Source organism: Pseudomonas sp. FW300-N2A2 (genome assembly GCF_017351735.1).
Taxonomy (GTDB): Bacteria; Pseudomonadota; Gammaproteobacteria; order Pseudomonadales; family Pseudomonadaceae; genus Aquipseudomonas; species Aquipseudomonas migulae.
In genome coordinates this window covers 586363-604431 of the sequence record NZ_JACNDU010000001.1, presented here as the reverse complement: position 1 = coordinate 604431, position 18069 = coordinate 586363, and the positions used below count along the sequence as shown (strand labels likewise).

Below are 18069 nucleotides of genomic sequence, written 5' to 3'. Positions count from 1 at the left end.
GCGATGATCGCCCAGTTGCCTACCGCTGCACCCGCCGCACAGTACCCGGAATTCCTCCAGGCCTTGCGTGCCGCCGGTTTCCGCGGTCAGCTCAGTGCCGACTACGCCACCCGCACCGTGCTGGCGACCGACAACTCGATTTACCAGCGTCTGCCGCAAGCGGCGGTGTTCCCACTGGATGCAGACGACATCGTGCGCATCGCAACATTGATGGCCGAACCGCGCTTTCGCCAGATCAAGCTGACCCCGCGTGGCGGCGGCACCGGCACCAACGGCCAGTCGTTGACCGATGGCATCGTGGTTGACCTGTCGCGACACATGAACACCATCCTCGAAATCAACGTCGCCGAACGTTGGGTGCGGGTGCAGGCGGGCGTGGTCAAAGACCAGCTCAATGCCGCGCTAAAACCTCATGGATTGTTTTTCGCCCCGGAGCTGTCGACGTCCAACCGGGCCACCGTTGGCGGCATGATCAACACGGACGCCAGCGGCCAGGGCAGTTGCACCTATGGCAAGACCCGCGATCATGTGCTGGAACTGGACAGCGTACTGCTCGGCGGTGAGCGCCTGCACAGCCAGCCGCTGTCCGACGCACAGCTGGAAGCTGCATGTGCGCAACCCGGCCGTATCGGCGAGGTGTACCGCACCGCACGGCAGATCCAGGAAACCCAGGCCGAGCTGATCGAGGCGGTGTTCCCCAAACTCAATCGCTGCCTGACCGGTTACGACCTGGCGCACCTGCGCGACGAGCAGGGGCGTTTCAACCTCAATAGCGTGCTGTGCGGTGCGGAAGGTTCGTTGAGTTACCTCGTCGAAGCCAAGCTCAACGTGCTGCCGATTCCCAAGTATTCGGTGCTGGTGAACGTGCGCTACAGCAGCTTCATGGATGCGCTGCGCGATGCCAACGCGTTGCTGGCGCACAAGCCGCTGTCCATCGAAACCGTGGACTCCAAAGTGTTGCTGCTGGCGATGAAAGACATCGTCTGGCACAGCGTCGCCGAGTATTTCCCGACGGATGCCGAGCGCCCGACGCTGGGTATCAACCTGGTTGAGTTCAGCGGCGAAGACCTGACGGAGGTAAACGCTCGCGTGGCGTCGTTCGTGACGCATTTGCAGGCCGATACGACGATCGAACGGCTGGGCCACACGCTGGCCGAAGGTGCTGAAGCGGTGACCCGTGTCTACACCATGCGTAAGCGCTCCGTCGGGTTATTGGGCAATGTCGAAGGCGAAGTCCGCCCGCAGCCGTTTGTTGAAGACACCGCCGTACCGCCTGAGAAACTGGCCGACTACATCACCGAGTTCCGCGCATTGCTCGACAGCCATGGCCTGGCCTACGGCATGTTCGGTCACGTCGATGCCGGCGTGTTGCATGTGCGTCCGGCGCTGGACATGAAAGACCCGAAGCAGGCCGCACTGGTCAAGCCGATTTCCGATGCCGTGGCCGAGCTGACCCGGCGTTATGGGGGCCTGTTGTGGGGCGAGCACGGCAAGGGTTTGCGCTCGGAATATGTCCCCGATTTTTTTGGCGAACTGTACCCGGCGCTGCAATCGCTCAAGGGCGCGTTCGACCCGCACAATCAGCTCAATCCCGGCAAGATCTGCACCCCGCCGGATGCGGCCCAAGGCTTGCTCAAGGTTAACGAGGTGACGCTGCGCGGTGATCTGGATCGGCAAATCGATGAGCGCGTGTGGCAGAGCTTCGGCAGCGCCGTGCACTGCAACGGCAACGGCGCTTGCTACAACTATGACCCCAACGATGCGATGTGCCCGTCGTGGAAAGCCACGCGGGAACGCCAGCATTCGCCGAAGGGCAGGGCGTCATTGATTCGCGAGTGGTTGCGTCTGCAAGGCGCGGCCAATATTGATGTGTTGCAAGCGGCCCGGGGCAAGTTGACGTGGTTGAGCGGGTTGCCGACGCGACTGCGCAACAACCTGGCGCGCTCGCGCGGCGAGGCGGATTTCTCCCATGAGGTGTACGACGCCATGGCCGGCTGCCTGGCCTGCAAATCCTGCGCGGGACAATGCCCGGTCAAGGTCAATGTCCCGGAATTCCGCTCGCGTTTTCTCGAGCTGTATCACGGTCGCTATCAACGCCCGATGCGCGATTATCTGATCGGCTCGCTGGAGTTCACCATTCCCTACATGGCCTACGCGCCGGGCCTGTACAACGCGGTGATGGGTTCGAAATGGGTGAGTCGTTTGCTGGAGCGACACGTCGGCATGCTCGACAGTCCGCTGATCCACCGCTTCGACCTGCAGAACACGTTGACCCGCTGCAAAGTCGCTGTCGCCAGCGTGCCCGCCCTGCGCGAACTGACTGCCGCACAACGTGAGCGAAGCGTGGTGTTGGTGCAGGACGCCTTCACCCGCTACTTTGAAACACCGCTGTTGGCGAGCTATATCCAGTTGGCGCATCAGTTGGGCTACCGCGTGTTTCTGGCGCCCTACAGTGCCAACGGCAAGCCTTTGCACGTGCAGGGTTTCCTCGGTGCATTCGCCAAAGCGGCGATCCGCAACGCCAATCAGCTCAAGGCCCTGGCCGACTGTGGCGTGCCGTTGGTTGGCCTGGACCCGGCGATGACGCTGGTCTATCGCCAGGAATATCAGAAAGTGCCGGGCCTCGACGGCTGCCCGAAAGTCTTGCTGCCCCAGGAATGGCTGGTTGATGTGTTGCCTGAAAGGTCCCGTCACGCTGATCAGACGTTCCGTTTGATGGCGCACTGCACCGAGAAGACCAACGTCCCGGCCAGCACCTCGCAATGGGAAACCGTGTTTGCCAGGCTTGGGCTGAAGCTGGTGACCGAGGCAACCGGCTGTTGCGGCATGTCGGGCACCTACGGCCATGAAGCGCGTAACCAGGAGACCTCGCGGACTATCTTCGAGCAGTCATGGGCGGGCAAGCTGGACAAGGCGGGTGAAGCGCTGGCGACGGGGTATTCGTGCCGCAGCCAGGTCAAGCGCCTGGCCAGCAAGCAACTGCGTCACCCGCTGGAGGTGGTGTTGGAGCATGTGCTCGTTGAGTGAAGAGTAGGGCGTCAGTCCGGAACGCCTGCCTGCTCTTCTTTCTCGGGAGCAGCAGGCCAGGCACTGATCACCGATTGCAGGAACTGCCCGGACAACTCAGGGTTGTCCAACGCCCTGGCAATCAACATCGCCCCGGCTATCGATGACAGGATGCGCAGCGATTCCTGGTATTTCTCCTCGTGACTTTCCCCCTCGACCAGCGCCATCAACGTTTCGATCAAACGCTCGACGCCTTTGGTGAAGGAGTTGCTGACGGTCCCGCCGGCGCGGGCAACGTCAGCGCCCAATGCCGGGATGGGGCAGCCTTCGGTCCAGTTATCCAGGTGCCCTTGCGTCAGGTAACCCTTGATGAGCTCGGGAATGGATTTGGCGTCCCGCCAGTCCTGGATATTGGACTCGAACGTGCGGGTGACGGCTTCTGAAGCCAACTGCTCCTTGCCGCCCGGAAACTGTCCGTAAAAGCCGCCATGGGTCAGGCCCACGGAGCGCGACAGTTCACCAATGCCGATGCCGTCGATTCCCTTTTCCCGATACAGCCGGGACGCGGCCGTGAGGATCGCCTCTTTGTTTGCGGCGGCCTGGTCTTTCGTGACTTTCATGAGTCTGCTCCTGTCGCCAGGTCGGCATCGCTTGGGAAAAGCTGTGCTGAGAGGCTGGTATTGATGATGCGCGTCATATAAAGTCGCTGCAATGGCTTTTCCGGTATCGACTCAAGTCTGGCGGATTCCCCGCCTGTGGCTCAAGTCAAAAATCTCTACGTGGACCTGCCCCATGAAACGTAATGATCTGCACAGTATCGATCTGAATCTGCTGGTGGTGTTCGACACGCTGATTCAGGAGCGAAACCTCACCCGCACCGCTGAGAAATTGTCGCTGGGCCAGCCCGCCATCAGCGCGGCGCTGGTGCGTTTGCGCAAGTTGTTCAACGACCCTTTGTTCGAGCGCATCGGTCGCCGAATGGTGCCCACCCCACGGGCATTGAGTGCGGCGCAGACGCTGGGGCCAGCGCTGGATTGCGTGTGTTCGGCAATCGCTCACAGGGGGAGTTAACCGGGTCGACCCTTTTTTTTACCCTTAAACATGACGGCTATCATTAATGATGATAGCCAACTTCACTCCGTTCGATTCGTCGTGACCTCGCGCGAGGCCGAGAATCCGCAAAATCCCAAACCGTCTGGCGGACACACCCCATGGAACAGTCACTCAAACCTTTGCGTTATCCCTTGGCTGCGTTGGCGCTGCTGATGCTTGCCGCGTGTGAACGTACACCCAGCGCCGCACAGGCTCCGGGGGCGCCGCACGTTACCGTCGCCAAAGTGCTCGAGCAGCCCATTACCGAGTGGGATGAAGTCACCGCTCGCCTGGAAGCACCGGAAACCGTCGAGGTTCGTCCACGGGTGTCGGGCCAGATTGAACGTGTTGCCTTTACCGATGGCGCGCTGGTGAAGAAGGGCGACTTGCTGTTCCAGATTGATCCACGGCCGTTCGAACATGAGGTGCATCGCATCGAGGCGCAGTTGCAACAGGCACGCGCCACCCTGGTCCGCACCGGCAACGAAGCGCAGCGCGGCCAACGTCTATTGAGCAGCAACGCGATCTCCGCAGAGCTCGCCGACACCCGCACGACCACGGCGCAAGAGGCCAGGGCCGGTGTCGATGCCATTCAGGCGCAGCTGGATCTGGCGCGTTTGAACCTCAGTTTCACCCGCGTTACCGCGCCGATCACCGGCCGCGTCAGCCGTGCGGAAATCACCGCCGGCAACATCGTGACCGCCGACACTACAGCGCTGACCAGCGTGGTCTCCACGGACAAGGTCTACGCCTATTTCGATGCGGACGAGCGCATGTTCCTCAAGTACAGCCTGCTTTCCCGCCAGGGCCAGCGCGGTCAAACCACGCCGGTGTACATGGGCCTGTCGAACGAGGAGGGCAACAGCCACCTCGGGCAGATGAACTTCGTCGACAACCAGGTCAATCCGAAAACCGGCACCATCCGTGGTCGCGCGGTGTTCGACAACGCAGACGGTCAATACACCCCCGGCCTGTACGCCCGGTTGAAACTGGTGGGCAGCGCCGCCTATCCCGGCCTGTTGATCAAGGACGAAGCGGTGGGCACCGACCTCGGCAAAAAATTCGTGCTGGTGGTCGATCAGGACAACAAAGCCGTGTATCGCAGCGTCGATCTGGGGCCGAAGCTTGAAGGCTTGCGCATCGTGCGCAGCGGCTTGCAGAAAGACGATCGCATCGTCATCAACGGCTTGCAGCGCGTGCGGCCCGGCGCAGTGATCGATCCGCAGGATGCGCCGATGGCCAGCCCGGAAACCGTCGCCACACTGGCTCGCCAACGTCAGGCCATCGAAGCCTCCAATCAGCTGGCTGCCGCTAAATCACCTGCCCTGGTGAAAGCGGATTCTGCCGCTGCACCTCGCGGATAAGGAGCACCGACATGAAGTTCTCCCAGTTCTTTATCACGCGGCCGATCTTTGCGGCGGTGCTGTCGCTGCTGATCCTGATCGCCGGCGCGATCTCGCTGTTCCAGTTGCCGATCAGTGAATATCCGGAAGTGGTTCCACCGACCGTCGTCGTTCACGCCAACTACCCGGGCGCCAACCCGAAAGTCATCGGCGAAACCGTGGCAGCCCCTTTGGAGCAAGCCATCACCGGTGTCGAGAACATGCTGTACATGTCCTCGCAAACCACGGCTGACGGCCGGCTCACCCTGACCGTGACCTTCGCGTTGGGCACCGACCTGGACAACGCCCAGGTCCAGGTCCAGAACCGCGTGACCCGTACCGAGCCCAAGCTGCCCGAGGAAGTGACGCGTATCGGTATCACCGTCGACAAGGCGTCCCCCGAGCTGACGTTGCTGGTGCACTTGGTGTCGCCGGACAAACGCTACGACATGCTCTACCTGTCCAACTACGCGATCCTCAACGTCAAGGACGAGCTGTCGCGTCTGGAAGGGATCGGCGATGTGAAGATGTTCGGCATCGGCGATTACTCGCTGCGTATCTGGCTCGATCCGGATAAAACCGCCTCGCGTAATCTGACTGCCACTGATGTGGTCACAGCGGTGCGTGAACAGAACCGTCAAGTCGCCGCCGGGCAACTGGGTTCGCCACCCGCACCAAATGCCACCAGCTTCCAGATGTCGATCAACTCCCAAGGGCGGTTGGTCAGCGAAGAAGAGTTTGAAAACGTGATCGTGCGCAGTGGCCCGAACGGCGAAATCACGCGCCTGAAGGACATTGCCCGGATCGAACTGGGTTCCAACCAGTACGCCTTGCGCGCCTTGCTCAACAACCAGGAAGCGGTGGCGATGCCGATCTTCCAGCGGCCAGGTTCCAACGCCATCGACGTCTCCGACCAGGTGCGGGCGAAGATGGCCGAGCTGAAGAAAAACTTCCCGGAAGGCATGGATTACGAGATCGTCTACGACCCGACGATTTTCGTCCGCAGCTCGATTGAGGCGGTGGTGCACACGCTGTTTGAAGCACTGATTCTCGTGGTGCTGGTCGTCATCCTGTTCCTGCAAACCTGGCGCGCTTCGATCATTCCTTTGGTGGCCGTGCCTGTGTCGCTGATCGGTACGTTTGCCGTGATGCACCTACTCGGATTTTCGCTCAACGCGCTGTCGCTGTTCGGCCTGGTCCTCGCCATCGGGATCGTGGTCGACGATGCCATTGTGGTGGTGGAGAACGTCGAACGAAACATTGAATCCGGACTGGAGCCGGTCGAGGCGACCAAGAAAGCCATGGGCGAAGTGACCGGGCCGATCATCGCCACGGCGCTGGTGCTGTGCGCGGTGTTCGTGCCTGCGGCTTTCATCTCGGGTCTTACGGGACAGTTCTACAAACAGTTCGCGTTGACCATCGCGATCTCCACGGTGATCTCGGCGTTCAACTCCCTGACTCTGTCACCGGCGTTGGCAGCGGTGTTGCTTAAGGCCCATGGCGCACCGAAAGACCGGTTCTCCAGAGTGCTGGATCGTTTGCTCGGTGGCTGGCTGTTCAAACCGTTCAACCGTTTCTTCGAAAAGGCCAGTCACGGCTACATGGTTGCCGTGGCCAAAGTCATTCGTGGCAGCAGCGTAGCGTTGTTGGTGTACGCCGGTCTGATCGCCATGACCTGGATGGGTTTCAGCACCACGCCGACCGGCTTCGTGCCGACCCAGGACAAAAAGTACCTGGTGACCTTCGCGCAATTGCCGGACGCCGCGAGTCTCGACCGCACCGAGTCGGTGATCCGTCGCATGAGCACCATCGCCATGAACGAGCCGGGTTTCGACAGTGCCGTGGCATTCCCGGGCCTTTCAATCAACGGCTTCACCAACAGCCCGAACGCCGGTATTGCGTTCATCGGCTTGAGTTCGTTCGAAGAGCGTAAAGACCCGAGCCTGTCTGCCAAGGCGATTTCCGCCTCGCTCAACGGCAAGTTCGGCGGCATTCAGGACGCCTACATCGCCGTGTTCCCGCCACCGCCGGTACAAGGCCTGGGCACCATCGGTGGCTTCCGTCTGCAGATCGAAGACCGTGGCAACCTGGGCTACGACGAGCTGTACAAAGAGACGATGAACATCATCGCCAAGAGCCGTAGCACGCCGGAGCTGGCCAACCTGTTCACCAGCTACACCGTGAACGTGCCGCAGGTCGAAGCCGCCATTGACCGGGAAAAAGCCAAGACTCACGGGGTGAAGATCAACGATATTTTCGACACCTTGCAGGTCTACCTGGGCTCGCTGTACGCCAACGACTTCAACCGTTTTGGCCGGACCTATCAGGTCAACGTGCAGGCTGAGCAGCAGTTCCGCCAGGAGCCGGAACAGATCGGTCAGTTGAAGGTGCGCAATGATCGCGGCGAAATGATTCCGCTCGCCACGTTCGTCAAGGTCAGCCCGACGTCAGGCCCTGACCGGGTCTCGCACTACAACGGTTTCCTCACCGCCGAAATCAACGGCAGTGCAGCCCCCGGCTACAGCTCCGGACAGGCACAAGCCGCGATTGAAAAGTTGCTCAAGGAAGAATTGCCCAACGGCATGACGTACGAGTGGACCGACCTGACCTACCAGCAGATTTTGTCGGGCAACACGGCTTTGCTGGTGTTCCCGCTCTGCGTGCTGTTGGCGTTCCTGGTGCTGGCGGCGCTGTATGAAAGCTGGAGCCTGCCATTGGCGGTGATCCTGATCGTGCCGATGACCCTGCTGTCGGCGATTGCCGGGGTGATCATTTCCAAGGGCGACAACAACATCTTCACCCAGATCGGCCTGATCGTGTTGGTCGGCCTGGCCTGCAAAAACGCGATCCTGATCGTCGAGTTCGCCAAGGATAAACAGGACCAGGGCATGTCGCCGCTGGATGCAGTGCTGGACGCTTGCCGCATGCGTCTGCGGCCGATTCTGATGACGTCCTTCGCGTTCATCATGGGGGTGATTCCGTTGGTGACGTCCACGGGTGCCGGCTCGGAAATGCGTCGTGCGATGGGTGTCGCGGTGTTCTCCGGGATGCTCGGCGTGACCTTCTTCGGGTTGCTGCTGACGCCCGTGTTCTTCGTGCTGATTCGTCGCTACATCGAGCGCAAAAACGCGCGCAAGGTCACCAAGGCTCATCAGGCAAACGCACTTAACCAGGAGGCACATTCATGAACACCTTGAAGCTTTTTTTACCCAGCCTTCTGGTCGTCGCGCTCGGCGCCTGCACGGTAGGCCCCGACTACAAAACGCCGGACACCGCGCCTGCCAATGTCGTGTCTGCCCAAGGCAGTGCCTACGATCAATCGCGTTTTGAAACGGTGTGGTGGCAACAGTTTGATGACCCCACGCTCAATCAGTTGGTGAGCAAATCCCTGGAGGGCAACCGCGACTTGCGCGTCGCGTTTGCCCGCTGGAAAGCGGCCCGGGCGATTCGTGATGACGTCAGCAATGACATTTTGCCGGTTGTCACCAGCCGCGTCAGCAGCCAGCATGGCAAGTCGCAAGTGCCTGGCCTGACCGAAAGCCGCGTCAATATCGAACGCTACGACCTGGGCCTCGACATGGCTTGGGAAGTCGATCTGTTCGGCCGGATCCAGCGTCAACTGGAATCCAGCAGCGCCCAGGAAGACGCTGCCGCCGCAGACTTGTTTCAGCTTCGCGTGACAATGATCGCCGAGCTGGTGGATGCCTACGGCCAATTGCGCGGCGCGCAGTTGCGGGAAAAAATTGCCCTGGCCAACCTGAAGAATCAGCAGGATTCGCGCAGCGTGACGGTCAGCCTGCGCGATGCCGGCGTGGGTAATGAGCTCGACGTGGTGCGTGCCGACGCACGTTTGGCGGCTGTCGAGGCGACGGTTCCGCAACTGCAAGCGGAACAGGTGCGGCAGAAAAACCGCATCGCCACGCTGTTGGGTGAACGCCCGGATACGTTGAGCGTGTCGTTGAGCCCTGCGCAGTTGCCATCCATCGCCAAAGCATTGCCGATCGGTGATCCCGCCGAGCTGCTGCGCCGGCGTCCCGATGTGCTCGCCGCCGAGCGCAGGCTGGCGTCCTCCACGGCGGAAATCGGCGTGGCCACCGCCGACCTGTTCCCGAGAGTGAGCTTGAGCGGCTTCCTCGGTTTCACCGCTGGCCGTGGATCGCAGATTGGTTCAAGTGCCGCCAGAGCCTGGGGATTGGGACCGAGCATTACCTGGGCAGCTTTTGACCTGGGCAGTGTGCGAGCGCGCATCCGGGGTGCCGACGCGAATGCCGAAGGCGCCTTGGCCACCTACGAACAGCAAGTGCTGCTGGCGCTGGAAGAGTCGGAAAACGCCTTCAGCGACTACGGCAAACGCCAGCAACGGCTGCTGTCGTTGATCCGGCAAAGCGAGTCCAGCCGAGCGGCGGCAGACCTGGCGGCGATCCAGTACAAGGAAGGCACGGTGGATTATCTGGTTTTGCTCGATGCGCAGCGTGAACGCCTGAACGCCGAGGATGCGCAGGCGCTGGGTGAGATTGATCAGTACCGGGGCATCGTCGCGATCTATAAGGCGTTGGGAGGAGGGTGGGACAGTGGCGGCAAAAAAGTGGTAACCACGAACTGATGCCGGTGTGAGATCTGTCGCCCTACGCTGACGGTGTGGGGCGTCCGGTCGGATATTTCGGATGCATCACCATCCTTTCACTCCACTCATATCGGGCAACTTGTGCGCAATGCCCTTGTGGCAGTCGATGCAAGTGGCCTCGCCCTTGGCCAATGCGGTGGAGTGCATGGCCGCAGCGCGTTTGCCCTGGCGGGTAAAGTCCATGAACTCAAAGTTGTGGCAGTTGCGACATTCGCGCGAGTCGTTGGCCTTGAGCCTGGCCCATTCATGTTCCGCCAGTTCACGGCGCAAGGTGAGGAATTTGTCGCGGGTGTCGATGGTGCCGAACAGCTTGCCCCAGACTTCCTTCGATGCCTGCATCTTGCGCGCGATCTTGTGCGTCCACTCATGGGGGACGTGGCAGTCCGGGCAACTGGCGCGCACACCGGATCGGTTGGTGTAGTGAATGGTGTCCTGCAACTCGACATAGACGTTGTCTCGCATCTCGTGGCAGGAAATACAGAACTTCTCGGTGTTGGTCAGCTCCAGCGCTGTGTTGAAACCGCCCCAGAAAATGATCCCGGCGATAAAGCCGCCCAGTGTCAGAAACCCCAGGCTGAAGTAAACGCTGGGTCGACAGAGGATGCCCCAATAATCCTTAAGCAGGGCGAACAGTGCTTTCATGGCGCCTCCTCAAGGTTTTTGCGCAGCGTTGGCATCGTCTTGCAGGATTTTGTCGATGGTTTCAAAGGTGTTGCCCACCAGCGGCAGTACCTCTTTTTGCGGCACGTGGCACTGAGTACAGAAGTAGCGCCGGGGCGAGACCGCCGCCAGCGCCTGACCGTCGCGGTCCATGTAGTGGGTGATGCTGATCATCGTCGCCTGGGTGCGCGCGCTATTGGCCCGGCTGTGGCACGTCAGGCATTTGTTGCCGTTCTTGTCGATCTGGTACCCGCGAATGCTGTGGGGAATGGTCGGCGGCTGGTCAGGATAGTTGCGCTCGCGCTTCAGGTCCTTGTTTTCATCGTTGGCAATCGGTGGCGCGGGCATGCTCCGGGTGAGGGTGCCGCCGGGGCGGCGACCGTCGGGGCCGGGGGCATCCAGCGGGTAATCGACCTCGGCGGCGAGCACCATGCCCATTGCGGCAAGCAGTACCAGGGGCAGGATTCGAAAAGTCATGACGGTTCTCCTCAAGCCGCGCTGATCAACTCGATGCGGATGGCGCATTTCTTGTAGTCGGTCTGCTTGGAGATCGGGTCGGTGGCGTCGAGCGTGACCTTGTTGATCAACTTGTTGGCATCGAAAAACGGTACGAACACCAGGCCGCGGGGTGGTTTGTTGCGCCCGCGGGTTTCGATGCGCGCGCGGATTTCACCGCGGCGGCTGATCAGCTTCACTTCACTGCCACGCCGTGCCTTCAAGGCCTTGGCGTCCTCCGGATGCATGTACACCAGGGCGTCCGGCACCGCTCTGTACAACTCCTCGACTCGCTGGGTCATGCTGCCCGTATGCCAGTGTTCGAGGACCCGGCCGGTGCTCAGCCAGAACGGGTAGTCAGCATCCGGGATTTCGGCCGGTGGCTCGTAGGGCAGGGCGAAGATGATCGCCTTCTTGTCCGGGTAGCCATAGAACTGCACTTCGCTGCCGGCCTCCACGTAAGGATCGAGGCCCTCGCGATAACGCCAGCGGGTCTCCTTGCCGTCGACCACCGGCCAGCGCAGGCCCCGTTCGCTGTGGTAAAGGTCGAAGGGCGCCAGGTCATGGCCGTGGCCACGACCGAACCGGGCGTACTCTTCGAACAAGCCTTTTTGCGCATAGAAACCAAAGGCCTTGGCTTCGTCGTTCTTGTAGCCGGCCTCGATTTGCTCGACGGGAAACTGGTCGACCTGACCGTTCTTGAATAGAACCTCGAATAGGGTTTTGCCTTTGTATTGCGGCGATTTGGCCAGCAACTCGGCGGGCCAGGTTTCGTCGGTGGTGAAGCGTTTGGAAAACTCCATCAGCTGCCACAAGTCCGATTTGGCGTCTCCCGGTGCGCTGACCAATTGATGCCAGAACTGCGTGCGACGTTCGGCATTGCCAAAGGCGCCTTCCTTTTCCACCCACATGGCGCTGGGCAGGATCAGGTCGGCGGCCTGGGCGGAAACGGTGGGGTAGACGTCCGAGACGATGACGAAGTTTTCCGGGTTGCGCCAGCCAGGCAAGACTTCCTGCATGATGTTCGGCCCGGCGTGCATGTTGTTGCTGGCCTGGGTCCAATACACGTTGAGGACGCCGTCCTTGAGCATGCGGCTCTGTTGTACCGCGTGAAAACCGACTTTCTCCTGGATGGTGCCGGCCGGCAGTTTCCAGATCTGTTCTGCGGTGGCGCGGTGCTTGGGATTGGTCACTACCATGTCGGCGGGTAAGCGGTGGGAGAAGGTGCCGACCTCCCGCGCAGTGCCACAGGCCGACGGCTGGCCGGTCAACGAGAATGGGCTGTTGCCCGGCTCGCTGATCTTGCCGGTGAGCAGGTGGATGTTATAGATCAGGTTGTTGGCCCACACCCCGCGTGTGTGTTGGTTGAAACCCATGGTCCAGAACGACACGACCTTGCGTTCGGGGTCCGCATAAAGTTCAGCCAGGGCCTTGAGGCGTTCCGGGGCAACGCCGGACTCTTTCGCGGTACGTTCCAGGGTGTAGGGTTTGACGAACGCGGCGAACTGCTCGAAGGACATATCGGTCCAGGTATTGGCCTTGTCGGCATTCTTCGCCTGTTTTTCCCGTGGGTCGTCGGGACGCAAGCCGTAGCCGATGTCATCGGCGCCTTTGGCGAAGCGCGTGTGCTTGCTGATGAAATCCTTATCGACCTTACCGTTTTCAATGATGTGGTTGGCAATGTAATTGAGGATCAGCAGGTCGGATTGCGGCGCGAATACCATGGGAATATCGGCCAGTTCGAAGCTGCGATGCTCGAAGGTCGACAGCACCGCGACTTTCACATGCGGCTGGCTCAGGCGCCGGTCGGTGACCCGGCTCCATAGAATCGGGTGCATCTCAGCCATGTTCGAGCCCCACAGCACAAAGGCGTCGGTGGCTTCGATGTCGTCGTAGCAGCCCATCGGTTCATCCGCGCCAAAAGTGCGCATGAAACCCATCACCGCCGAGGCCATGCAATGGCGGGCGTTGGGGTCGATGTTGTTGCTGCGAAAACCGGCTTTCATCAATTTGTTGGCCGCGTAACCTTCCCAAACCGTCCATTGCCCGGAACCGAACATGCCGATCGATTCCGGGCCTTTGTTCTTCAGGGCTTGCTTGAACTTTTCTTCCATGATGTCGAAGGCCTGGTCCCAGCTGATCGGCTGGAATTCGCCCTGTTTGTCGAACTGGCCGTTGGTCATGCGCAGCAGTGGCTGGGTCAGGCGGTCCACGCCGTACATGATTTTGGAGAGAAAATAGCCCTTCACGCAGTTGAGTCCGCGATTGACCTCGGCCTTGACGTCGCCATGGGTGGCGACCACCCGGTTGTCGCGGGTCGCGACCATCACGCTGCACCCGGTGCCGCAGAAACGGCAGGGCGCCTTGTTCCAGTCCAGGGTGACCATGTCCGCTTCGGTAATCAGGTTACTGGCGGAGGTGGCAATCGGCAGGCCAGCGGCGGCGGCTGCGATGGCCGCGGCCTGGGCCTTGACGAACTGTCGGCGGGACATGCTCATTCGGTGTCTCCTGTGGGCTCTAGGAGTTCGTGATAGATCAACGCGGCGTTGAGCACACCCGGCAGATTGTTGATTTGCTCGATACGTTGCAGGATCTGATTTTCGTGGCTGGCCTCAAGCACGACCACCAGTTTTCCGGCGGCACTTTCGTGATGTAATTCCAGGCCGTCCAAAAGACGCAAGTTGGCTTTGACGGCGTCGAATAGTTCAGGTCGGGCAAGTACCACCAGGCTGGCTATATGCAGAGTTTCGTCCATGCGCTGACTCCAACAGGCTCTGAAAGAGAACTATCAGTTAGGTGGTCCGGGCGGGCCGTAGAGCATTTGGAAAAACCAGATGAGGAAGCCATAGCCGCCCACTATCGCGACCGACAGCAGCGGAAAAAGGCAGACGACAAGAAAGACAAACAGCCGGGCTTCTTTGCGACGCTGCGGTTTTTGTTCTTCAGCCAACGACATGAGAATCTCCTGCCGAAACTTGCGTTGATACTAGATCAGTAGTTAAGGGGAGGACTTCTGCCCTGAGTTTTTCTCGACCAATGGTTAACTATCGGTCCAGCAGAGGTGCCAGCAGTGCACACATGCTGCGCCAGTGCGAACCCTTCCAGTAAATCCGTTGGCAGGCGTCGCAGCGCAGGAAGTGAGAATAGAGCGCGCCAACGCGTGGCGGCACCTGCGACCGGGCCAGTTCCGGGCTGATCTCGTGCAGCGGCAGGTTGCAATGAAGGCACAGGCTGAATGGCCGCGCGCTACGCGCCAGGTCGAGGCGCTCGTACAATTCGCGCAGCTGCAGCGACGGTTTCAGGGCATGCACGTAACAGCCATGGCTGATGATCCGCCGCTTGAGCAGTTCGCGGTCACGGGTCAGCACGATACGTCCTTGCTGCGAGGCGATCTCAGCGATCTCGCCATCCTCGAAGCCATTGTCGTAGAGGGTGTCGAAGCCGCTCATGCGCAGCAGGTTGGCCAGCCCGCCCAGGTGCGCATCCGCGACGAAGCGCAGCACCCGTAAAGGTTGAGCACGAACCTTTAACAGCGGGCTGATGTCCAGCGTTTCGAACTTGGGATATACCGCCAACCGGTCATCATCGAAGATCACCCGCTCGAAACCCACCGACTCGCCGTTGAGCAACACCAGTTCGACCTCCGTGTGCGGTATCCCGAGCGCCTCGATCATGTGCTTGACCGTCGCCCCTCGCGCGCACTTGCAGGTGAATGACTGCCGCCGTCGTTCGGCCGGCAGGAAATCGTTGAGCTCCTCGTAGAAGCGGAAGGTTGCACTGGCCATGATGAACAGTATGGCAGGGCTGCAGGATGAGCGAGTCTGGCCCGGACACCTTCTGCGGCGGGGCCCCGACTACGATCGTGTTGGAATTGCTCAGGGATAGGTTTGGTGCCGATTTGTTCAGGGCCTTCCAGGCCACCAGGATAAAAAACAGTGGGCCAAATGTATCGCTGTGTATCCAGACCCGCCGTAAAGATGCTGGCGTACAAATGCCCCACGATCCGGATACATCCGGGATACACGGTTGCAGTCAAATAGCCTGGCCTTAGCGAGAAAGCAAACGCACCTCGCACCACGGCTTATAGCCCTGGCGGCATGACCCTGAGCGGCCTTACCGCACACAGTATCCGGAGAAATAACCATGTCCCGTCTTTCGAACAAATCCCGTATTGGCCTGATCGCTGTTTCACTGGTCGGCTGCATGAACCTCGCTTCGTCCGCCTTCGCCGCTGACGCACTGCCTCAAGGCTACCAACTCGCCGCGGCGGAAAAGACCAGTGAAGGCAAGTGTGGCGAAGGCAAGTGCGGCGCCAGCGAAACCGGCGCCAAAGTCACCAAGGCCGGTGAAGGCAAGTGCGGTGAAGGCAAATGCGGCGACGCTTCCTTCGCCCGTACCGACACCGACCACGACGGCCGCGTTTCCCTGAAAGAATTGCTGACCGTGGCCCCAAAGGGTGCTGAAGAGTTCAAGGCGATGGACACCAACAACGACGGTTTCCTTTCCGAAGGCGAGGTCTACAAATTCCGCACCAACCAGTTCACCTCCAACGGCAAGAAAGTGCCAACCGAGCTGTTCACCAAAATGAGCAAAGCGCAGGGCTGATAGTGGGGGCTGCCGACAACTGCGACACCGGTGTGGCGAGATAGGGTTTCCTCTATCTCGCCAGCGCTGGCGTTTTTTATTGCGATCTATAAAACGTTGGAGGGAGGCAGGATCGCGAGGATTAATTGATGTTTGAGACGGCATAAGCGGCAGGCAAAAAAAGCTGCCAAAAATGGCAGCCATTGAAAGAGCCCGCAACGGGTTGAAGTCAGTATTACTTAAGATAAATGACAGCCTCGTGACAATTCTTCAATCCGCACTTTATTTCACGTGCTTCCCATCGGTCAGGACTTCCCTTCGGCGCAATCACTGCTCTAATAACAGCAACCGATGTTCCGTTCACTGTCTTGAAAGAGGGGGCGTTGCTCATGACCGAAAAATTCCGGGTGCTGTTCGTCTGCGCTAAAAATGACATTCGTTCATTGATGGCGGAGTCTCTCCTGAAACATACCGACTCCGAACACTTTGAAGCCTTCAGCGCGGGGCTGGAAGCCAGTGAAGTCGATCCGCGAACGCTTGAGTCGCTGGAACATATCGGCGTCGACGCAACCGGCTTGCGCAGCAAATCAATCAGCGAGTTTGAAGGCCAGCAGTTCGACTATGTCATCACGCTGTGTGACAAATCATCGGAAGAGGCGGGCAAGATGCCGATCTCTGACGAAGTGATGACGTGGAATTTTGAGGATCCGGCGAGCAGTGAACGGCATGAACCTTTTCGACATGCTCTCCAGGAAATTCACGACCGCGTCAAAATGTTCGTCACTGTCAAAATGAGGCATTCAAGCGCTCATGCTTGAGATTCAAATCGACCGCTGATTCACCCGCCGGGTCAGTTCCTCCGCCGACTCCTTGCGTTCCGAGTAACGGTCAACCAGGTCCGGGCGCTCGCGCAGCAACAGGGTGAACTTCACCAGCTCCTCCATGACGTCCACCACCCGGTCATAAAGCGCGGACGGTTTCATACGGTTGTCTTCGTCGAATTCCAGATAAGCCTTCGGCACGGAAGATTGATTGGGGATGGTGAACATCCGCATCCAGCGTCCCAGCACGCGCAGTTGATTCACCACGTTAAACGACTGAGAGCCACCACTGACTTGCATGACCGCGAGGGTTTTGCCCTGGGTCGGGCGAATGGCGCCTAGCGCGAGCGGTACCCAGTCTATCTGCGCCTTGAACACGGCCGACATCGAGCCATGACGTTCAGGCGAACACCAGACCTGTCCTTCGGACCATTGCATCAGTTCGAGCAGTTCCTGGACTTTCGGGTGATCGGTCGGTGCATCGTCCGGCAGAGGAAGACCGGATGGATTGAAGATTCGCGTTTCTGCACCGAAATGTTCGAGCAATCGGGCGGCTTCCTCGATCAGCAGACGACTGAATGAGCGCGGTCGAGTCGACCCGTACAACAGCAGGATTCGCGGCTTGTGCGGGATGTCGTCACCGGCAATGGATTGAATCAGGGAGGCGTCTAGATTGGGCAGTTCGTGGGACATGAGGGCTCCGGTTACAGGGTGCTGATGCGATCGAGTTCGCGCTTCAACGCATCCCGGTCAAGTTCGCCGAAGGGCAGGGCGAGGAAGGCCCGGCAGCGTGTTTCGATGCGCGCCAGGGTCGAGTGGAAGGCCGCGGTCACGACCGCGTCGTCGCCCTTCACCTCGGACGGATCTTCCAATCCCCAATGGGCCTTCAGCGCCGGCCCGAAGTAAACCGGGCACGCCTCGCCGGCAGCCTTGTCGCAGACGGTGATGACAATGTCCGGCGGGTTGGCTTCGAAGGCGTCGTTGCCTTTACTGCTCAACCCGTCAATCGCGATGCCGGCTTCTTGCAGCGTCACAAGACTGCGCGGCAGAACCTGGCCCTTGGGGAAGCTGCCGGCACTGACTGCCTGAAAACCTTGCGGCGCGAGATGATTGAACATCGCTTCGGAGAGGATGCTGCGGCAGCTATTGGCGGTGCACATGAACAGAACGCGCATGGTGACTTCTCTGAGTACATATGGTTAATCGAATATACGGTTTTCCATATGGATAGGTCAAATACTGTCTGAATGTCAATTCATTGCCTGGCATGGGGCGTTGCTGGAATGCGGTCTTTGAGAACGAGGCCGATGCAGAGTCCGTAGGGCTGACTCATTCGCCCAAATCATTACTACCTTTGCAGGCTGATCGATCAGATCCATCAGTATTCCTTCCTCATTGCCATAAC

At 59.9% G+C, this 18069-nt stretch carries 16 protein-coding genes; 7 read left to right on the top strand and 9 right to left on the bottom strand.

What is annotated here, in order from left to right; all coding sequences use genetic code 11:
- Positions 1 to 3 precede the first annotated feature (3 nt).
- On the top strand, positions 4 to 3027 hold the full coding sequence (locus tag J4E42_RS02610; RefSeq protein WP_207284495.1) for an FAD-binding and (Fe-S)-binding domain-containing protein: 3024 nt from the start codon (positions 4 to 6) through the stop codon (positions 3025 to 3027).
- A gap of 11 nt (positions 3028 to 3038) precedes the next feature.
- Here the strand turns inward: J4E42_RS02610 and J4E42_RS02605 are convergent, their stop codons facing one another.
- On the bottom strand, positions 3039 to 3626 hold the full coding sequence (locus J4E42_RS02605; RefSeq protein WP_207284494.1) for a TetR/AcrR family transcriptional regulator: 588 nt from the start codon (positions 3624 to 3626) through the stop codon (positions 3039 to 3041).
- A gap of 172 nt (positions 3627 to 3798) precedes the next feature.
- Here J4E42_RS02605 and J4E42_RS02600 point away from each other — a divergent pair, with 172 nt between their 5' ends.
- From J4E42_RS02600 to J4E42_RS02585, 4 genes are all read left to right on the top strand, one after another.
- Complete coding sequence (locus J4E42_RS02600) at positions 3799 to 4077, top strand: LysR family transcriptional regulator (RefSeq protein ID WP_207284493.1); 279 nt, start codon at positions 3799 to 3801, stop codon at positions 4075 to 4077.
- 140 nt (positions 4078 to 4217) lie between these two features.
- A complete protein-coding gene (gene mexE / locus J4E42_RS02595) occupies positions 4218 to 5462 on the top strand; it encodes a multidrug efflux RND transporter periplasmic adaptor subunit MexE (RefSeq protein ID WP_207284492.1) in 1245 nt (414 codons plus the stop codon).
- Positions 5463 to 5473: 11 nt separating this feature from the next.
- Positions 5474 to 8668 carry an efflux RND transporter permease subunit gene (locus J4E42_RS02590; RefSeq protein ID WP_207284491.1) on the top strand — a complete coding sequence of 1065 codons (3195 nt, stop codon included), beginning with the start codon at positions 5474 to 5476 and terminating at the stop codon, positions 8666 to 8668.
- Positions 8665 to 10083: an efflux transporter outer membrane subunit gene (locus tag J4E42_RS02585; RefSeq protein WP_207284490.1), complete on the top strand. Its 1419-nt coding sequence runs from the start codon at positions 8665 to 8667 to the stop codon at positions 10081 to 10083. Before J4E42_RS02590 ends, J4E42_RS02585 begins: the two co-directional genes overlap by 4 nt.
- Before the next feature lie 66 nt (positions 10084 to 10149).
- Here J4E42_RS02585 and J4E42_RS02580 read toward each other — a convergent pair whose 3' ends face one another.
- From J4E42_RS02580 to J4E42_RS02555, 6 genes are all read right to left on the bottom strand, one after another.
- Positions 10150 to 10746, bottom strand: a complete 597-nt coding sequence (locus J4E42_RS02580; protein ID WP_008038883.1) for a cytochrome c3 family protein — start codon at positions 10744 to 10746, stop codon at positions 10150 to 10152.
- A 9-nt stretch (positions 10747 to 10755) separates the two neighbouring features.
- The gene (locus J4E42_RS02575) at positions 10756 to 11241 is read right to left on the bottom strand and encodes a nitrate reductase cytochrome c-type subunit (protein ID WP_008038876.1); all 486 of its coding nucleotides are present in this window, start codon (positions 11239 to 11241) and stop codon (positions 10756 to 10758) included.
- Positions 11242 to 11252: 11 nt separating this feature from the next.
- Positions 11253 to 13757 (bottom strand): nitrate reductase catalytic subunit NapA, encoded by a 2505-nt coding sequence (gene napA, locus J4E42_RS02570; RefSeq protein ID WP_207284489.1) that lies wholly within the window; start codon positions 13755 to 13757, stop codon positions 11253 to 11255.
- Entirely contained in the window at positions 13754 to 14014 is a 261-nt protein-coding gene (locus tag J4E42_RS02565) for a chaperone NapD (protein WP_008038861.1), read from the bottom strand. The genes napA and J4E42_RS02565 overlap by 4 nt, the downstream gene beginning before the upstream one ends.
- 33 nt (positions 14015 to 14047) lie before the next feature.
- Positions 14048 to 14215, bottom strand: a complete 168-nt coding sequence (gene napE / locus J4E42_RS02560; protein ID WP_008038857.1) for a periplasmic nitrate reductase, NapE protein — start codon at positions 14213 to 14215, stop codon at positions 14048 to 14050.
- An 88-nt stretch (positions 14216 to 14303) separates the two neighbouring features.
- The gene (locus J4E42_RS02555; protein WP_207284488.1) at positions 14304 to 15044 is read right to left on the bottom strand and encodes a Mut7-C RNAse domain-containing protein; all 741 of its coding nucleotides are present in this window, start codon (positions 15042 to 15044) and stop codon (positions 14304 to 14306) included.
- 358 nt (positions 15045 to 15402) lie between these two features.
- Between J4E42_RS02555 and J4E42_RS02550 the strand changes: the two genes are divergently transcribed.
- Together J4E42_RS02550 and J4E42_RS02545 are read left to right on the top strand one after the other, a co-directional pair.
- Positions 15403 to 15864, top strand: a complete 462-nt coding sequence (locus tag J4E42_RS02550; RefSeq protein WP_192228256.1) for a hypothetical protein — start codon at positions 15403 to 15405, stop codon at positions 15862 to 15864.
- Positions 15865 to 16232: 368 nt separating this feature from the next.
- Positions 16233 to 16661, top strand: a complete 429-nt coding sequence (locus tag J4E42_RS02545) for an arsenate reductase ArsC (RefSeq protein WP_207284487.1) — start codon at positions 16233 to 16235, stop codon at positions 16659 to 16661.
- A 3-nt stretch (positions 16662 to 16664) separates the two neighbouring features.
- On the opposite strand, the gene arsH is transcribed toward J4E42_RS02545, so the two are convergent.
- The gene (gene arsH, locus J4E42_RS02540; RefSeq protein WP_008038847.1) at positions 16665 to 17357 is read right to left on the bottom strand and encodes an arsenical resistance protein ArsH; all 693 of its coding nucleotides are present in this window, start codon (positions 17355 to 17357) and stop codon (positions 16665 to 16667) included.
- A gap of 11 nt (positions 17358 to 17368) precedes the next feature.
- On the bottom strand, positions 17369 to 17839 hold the full coding sequence (locus J4E42_RS02535) for an arsenate reductase ArsC (RefSeq protein WP_207284486.1): 471 nt from the start codon (positions 17837 to 17839) through the stop codon (positions 17369 to 17371).
- Between the last annotated feature and the right edge of the window lie 230 nt (positions 17840 to 18069).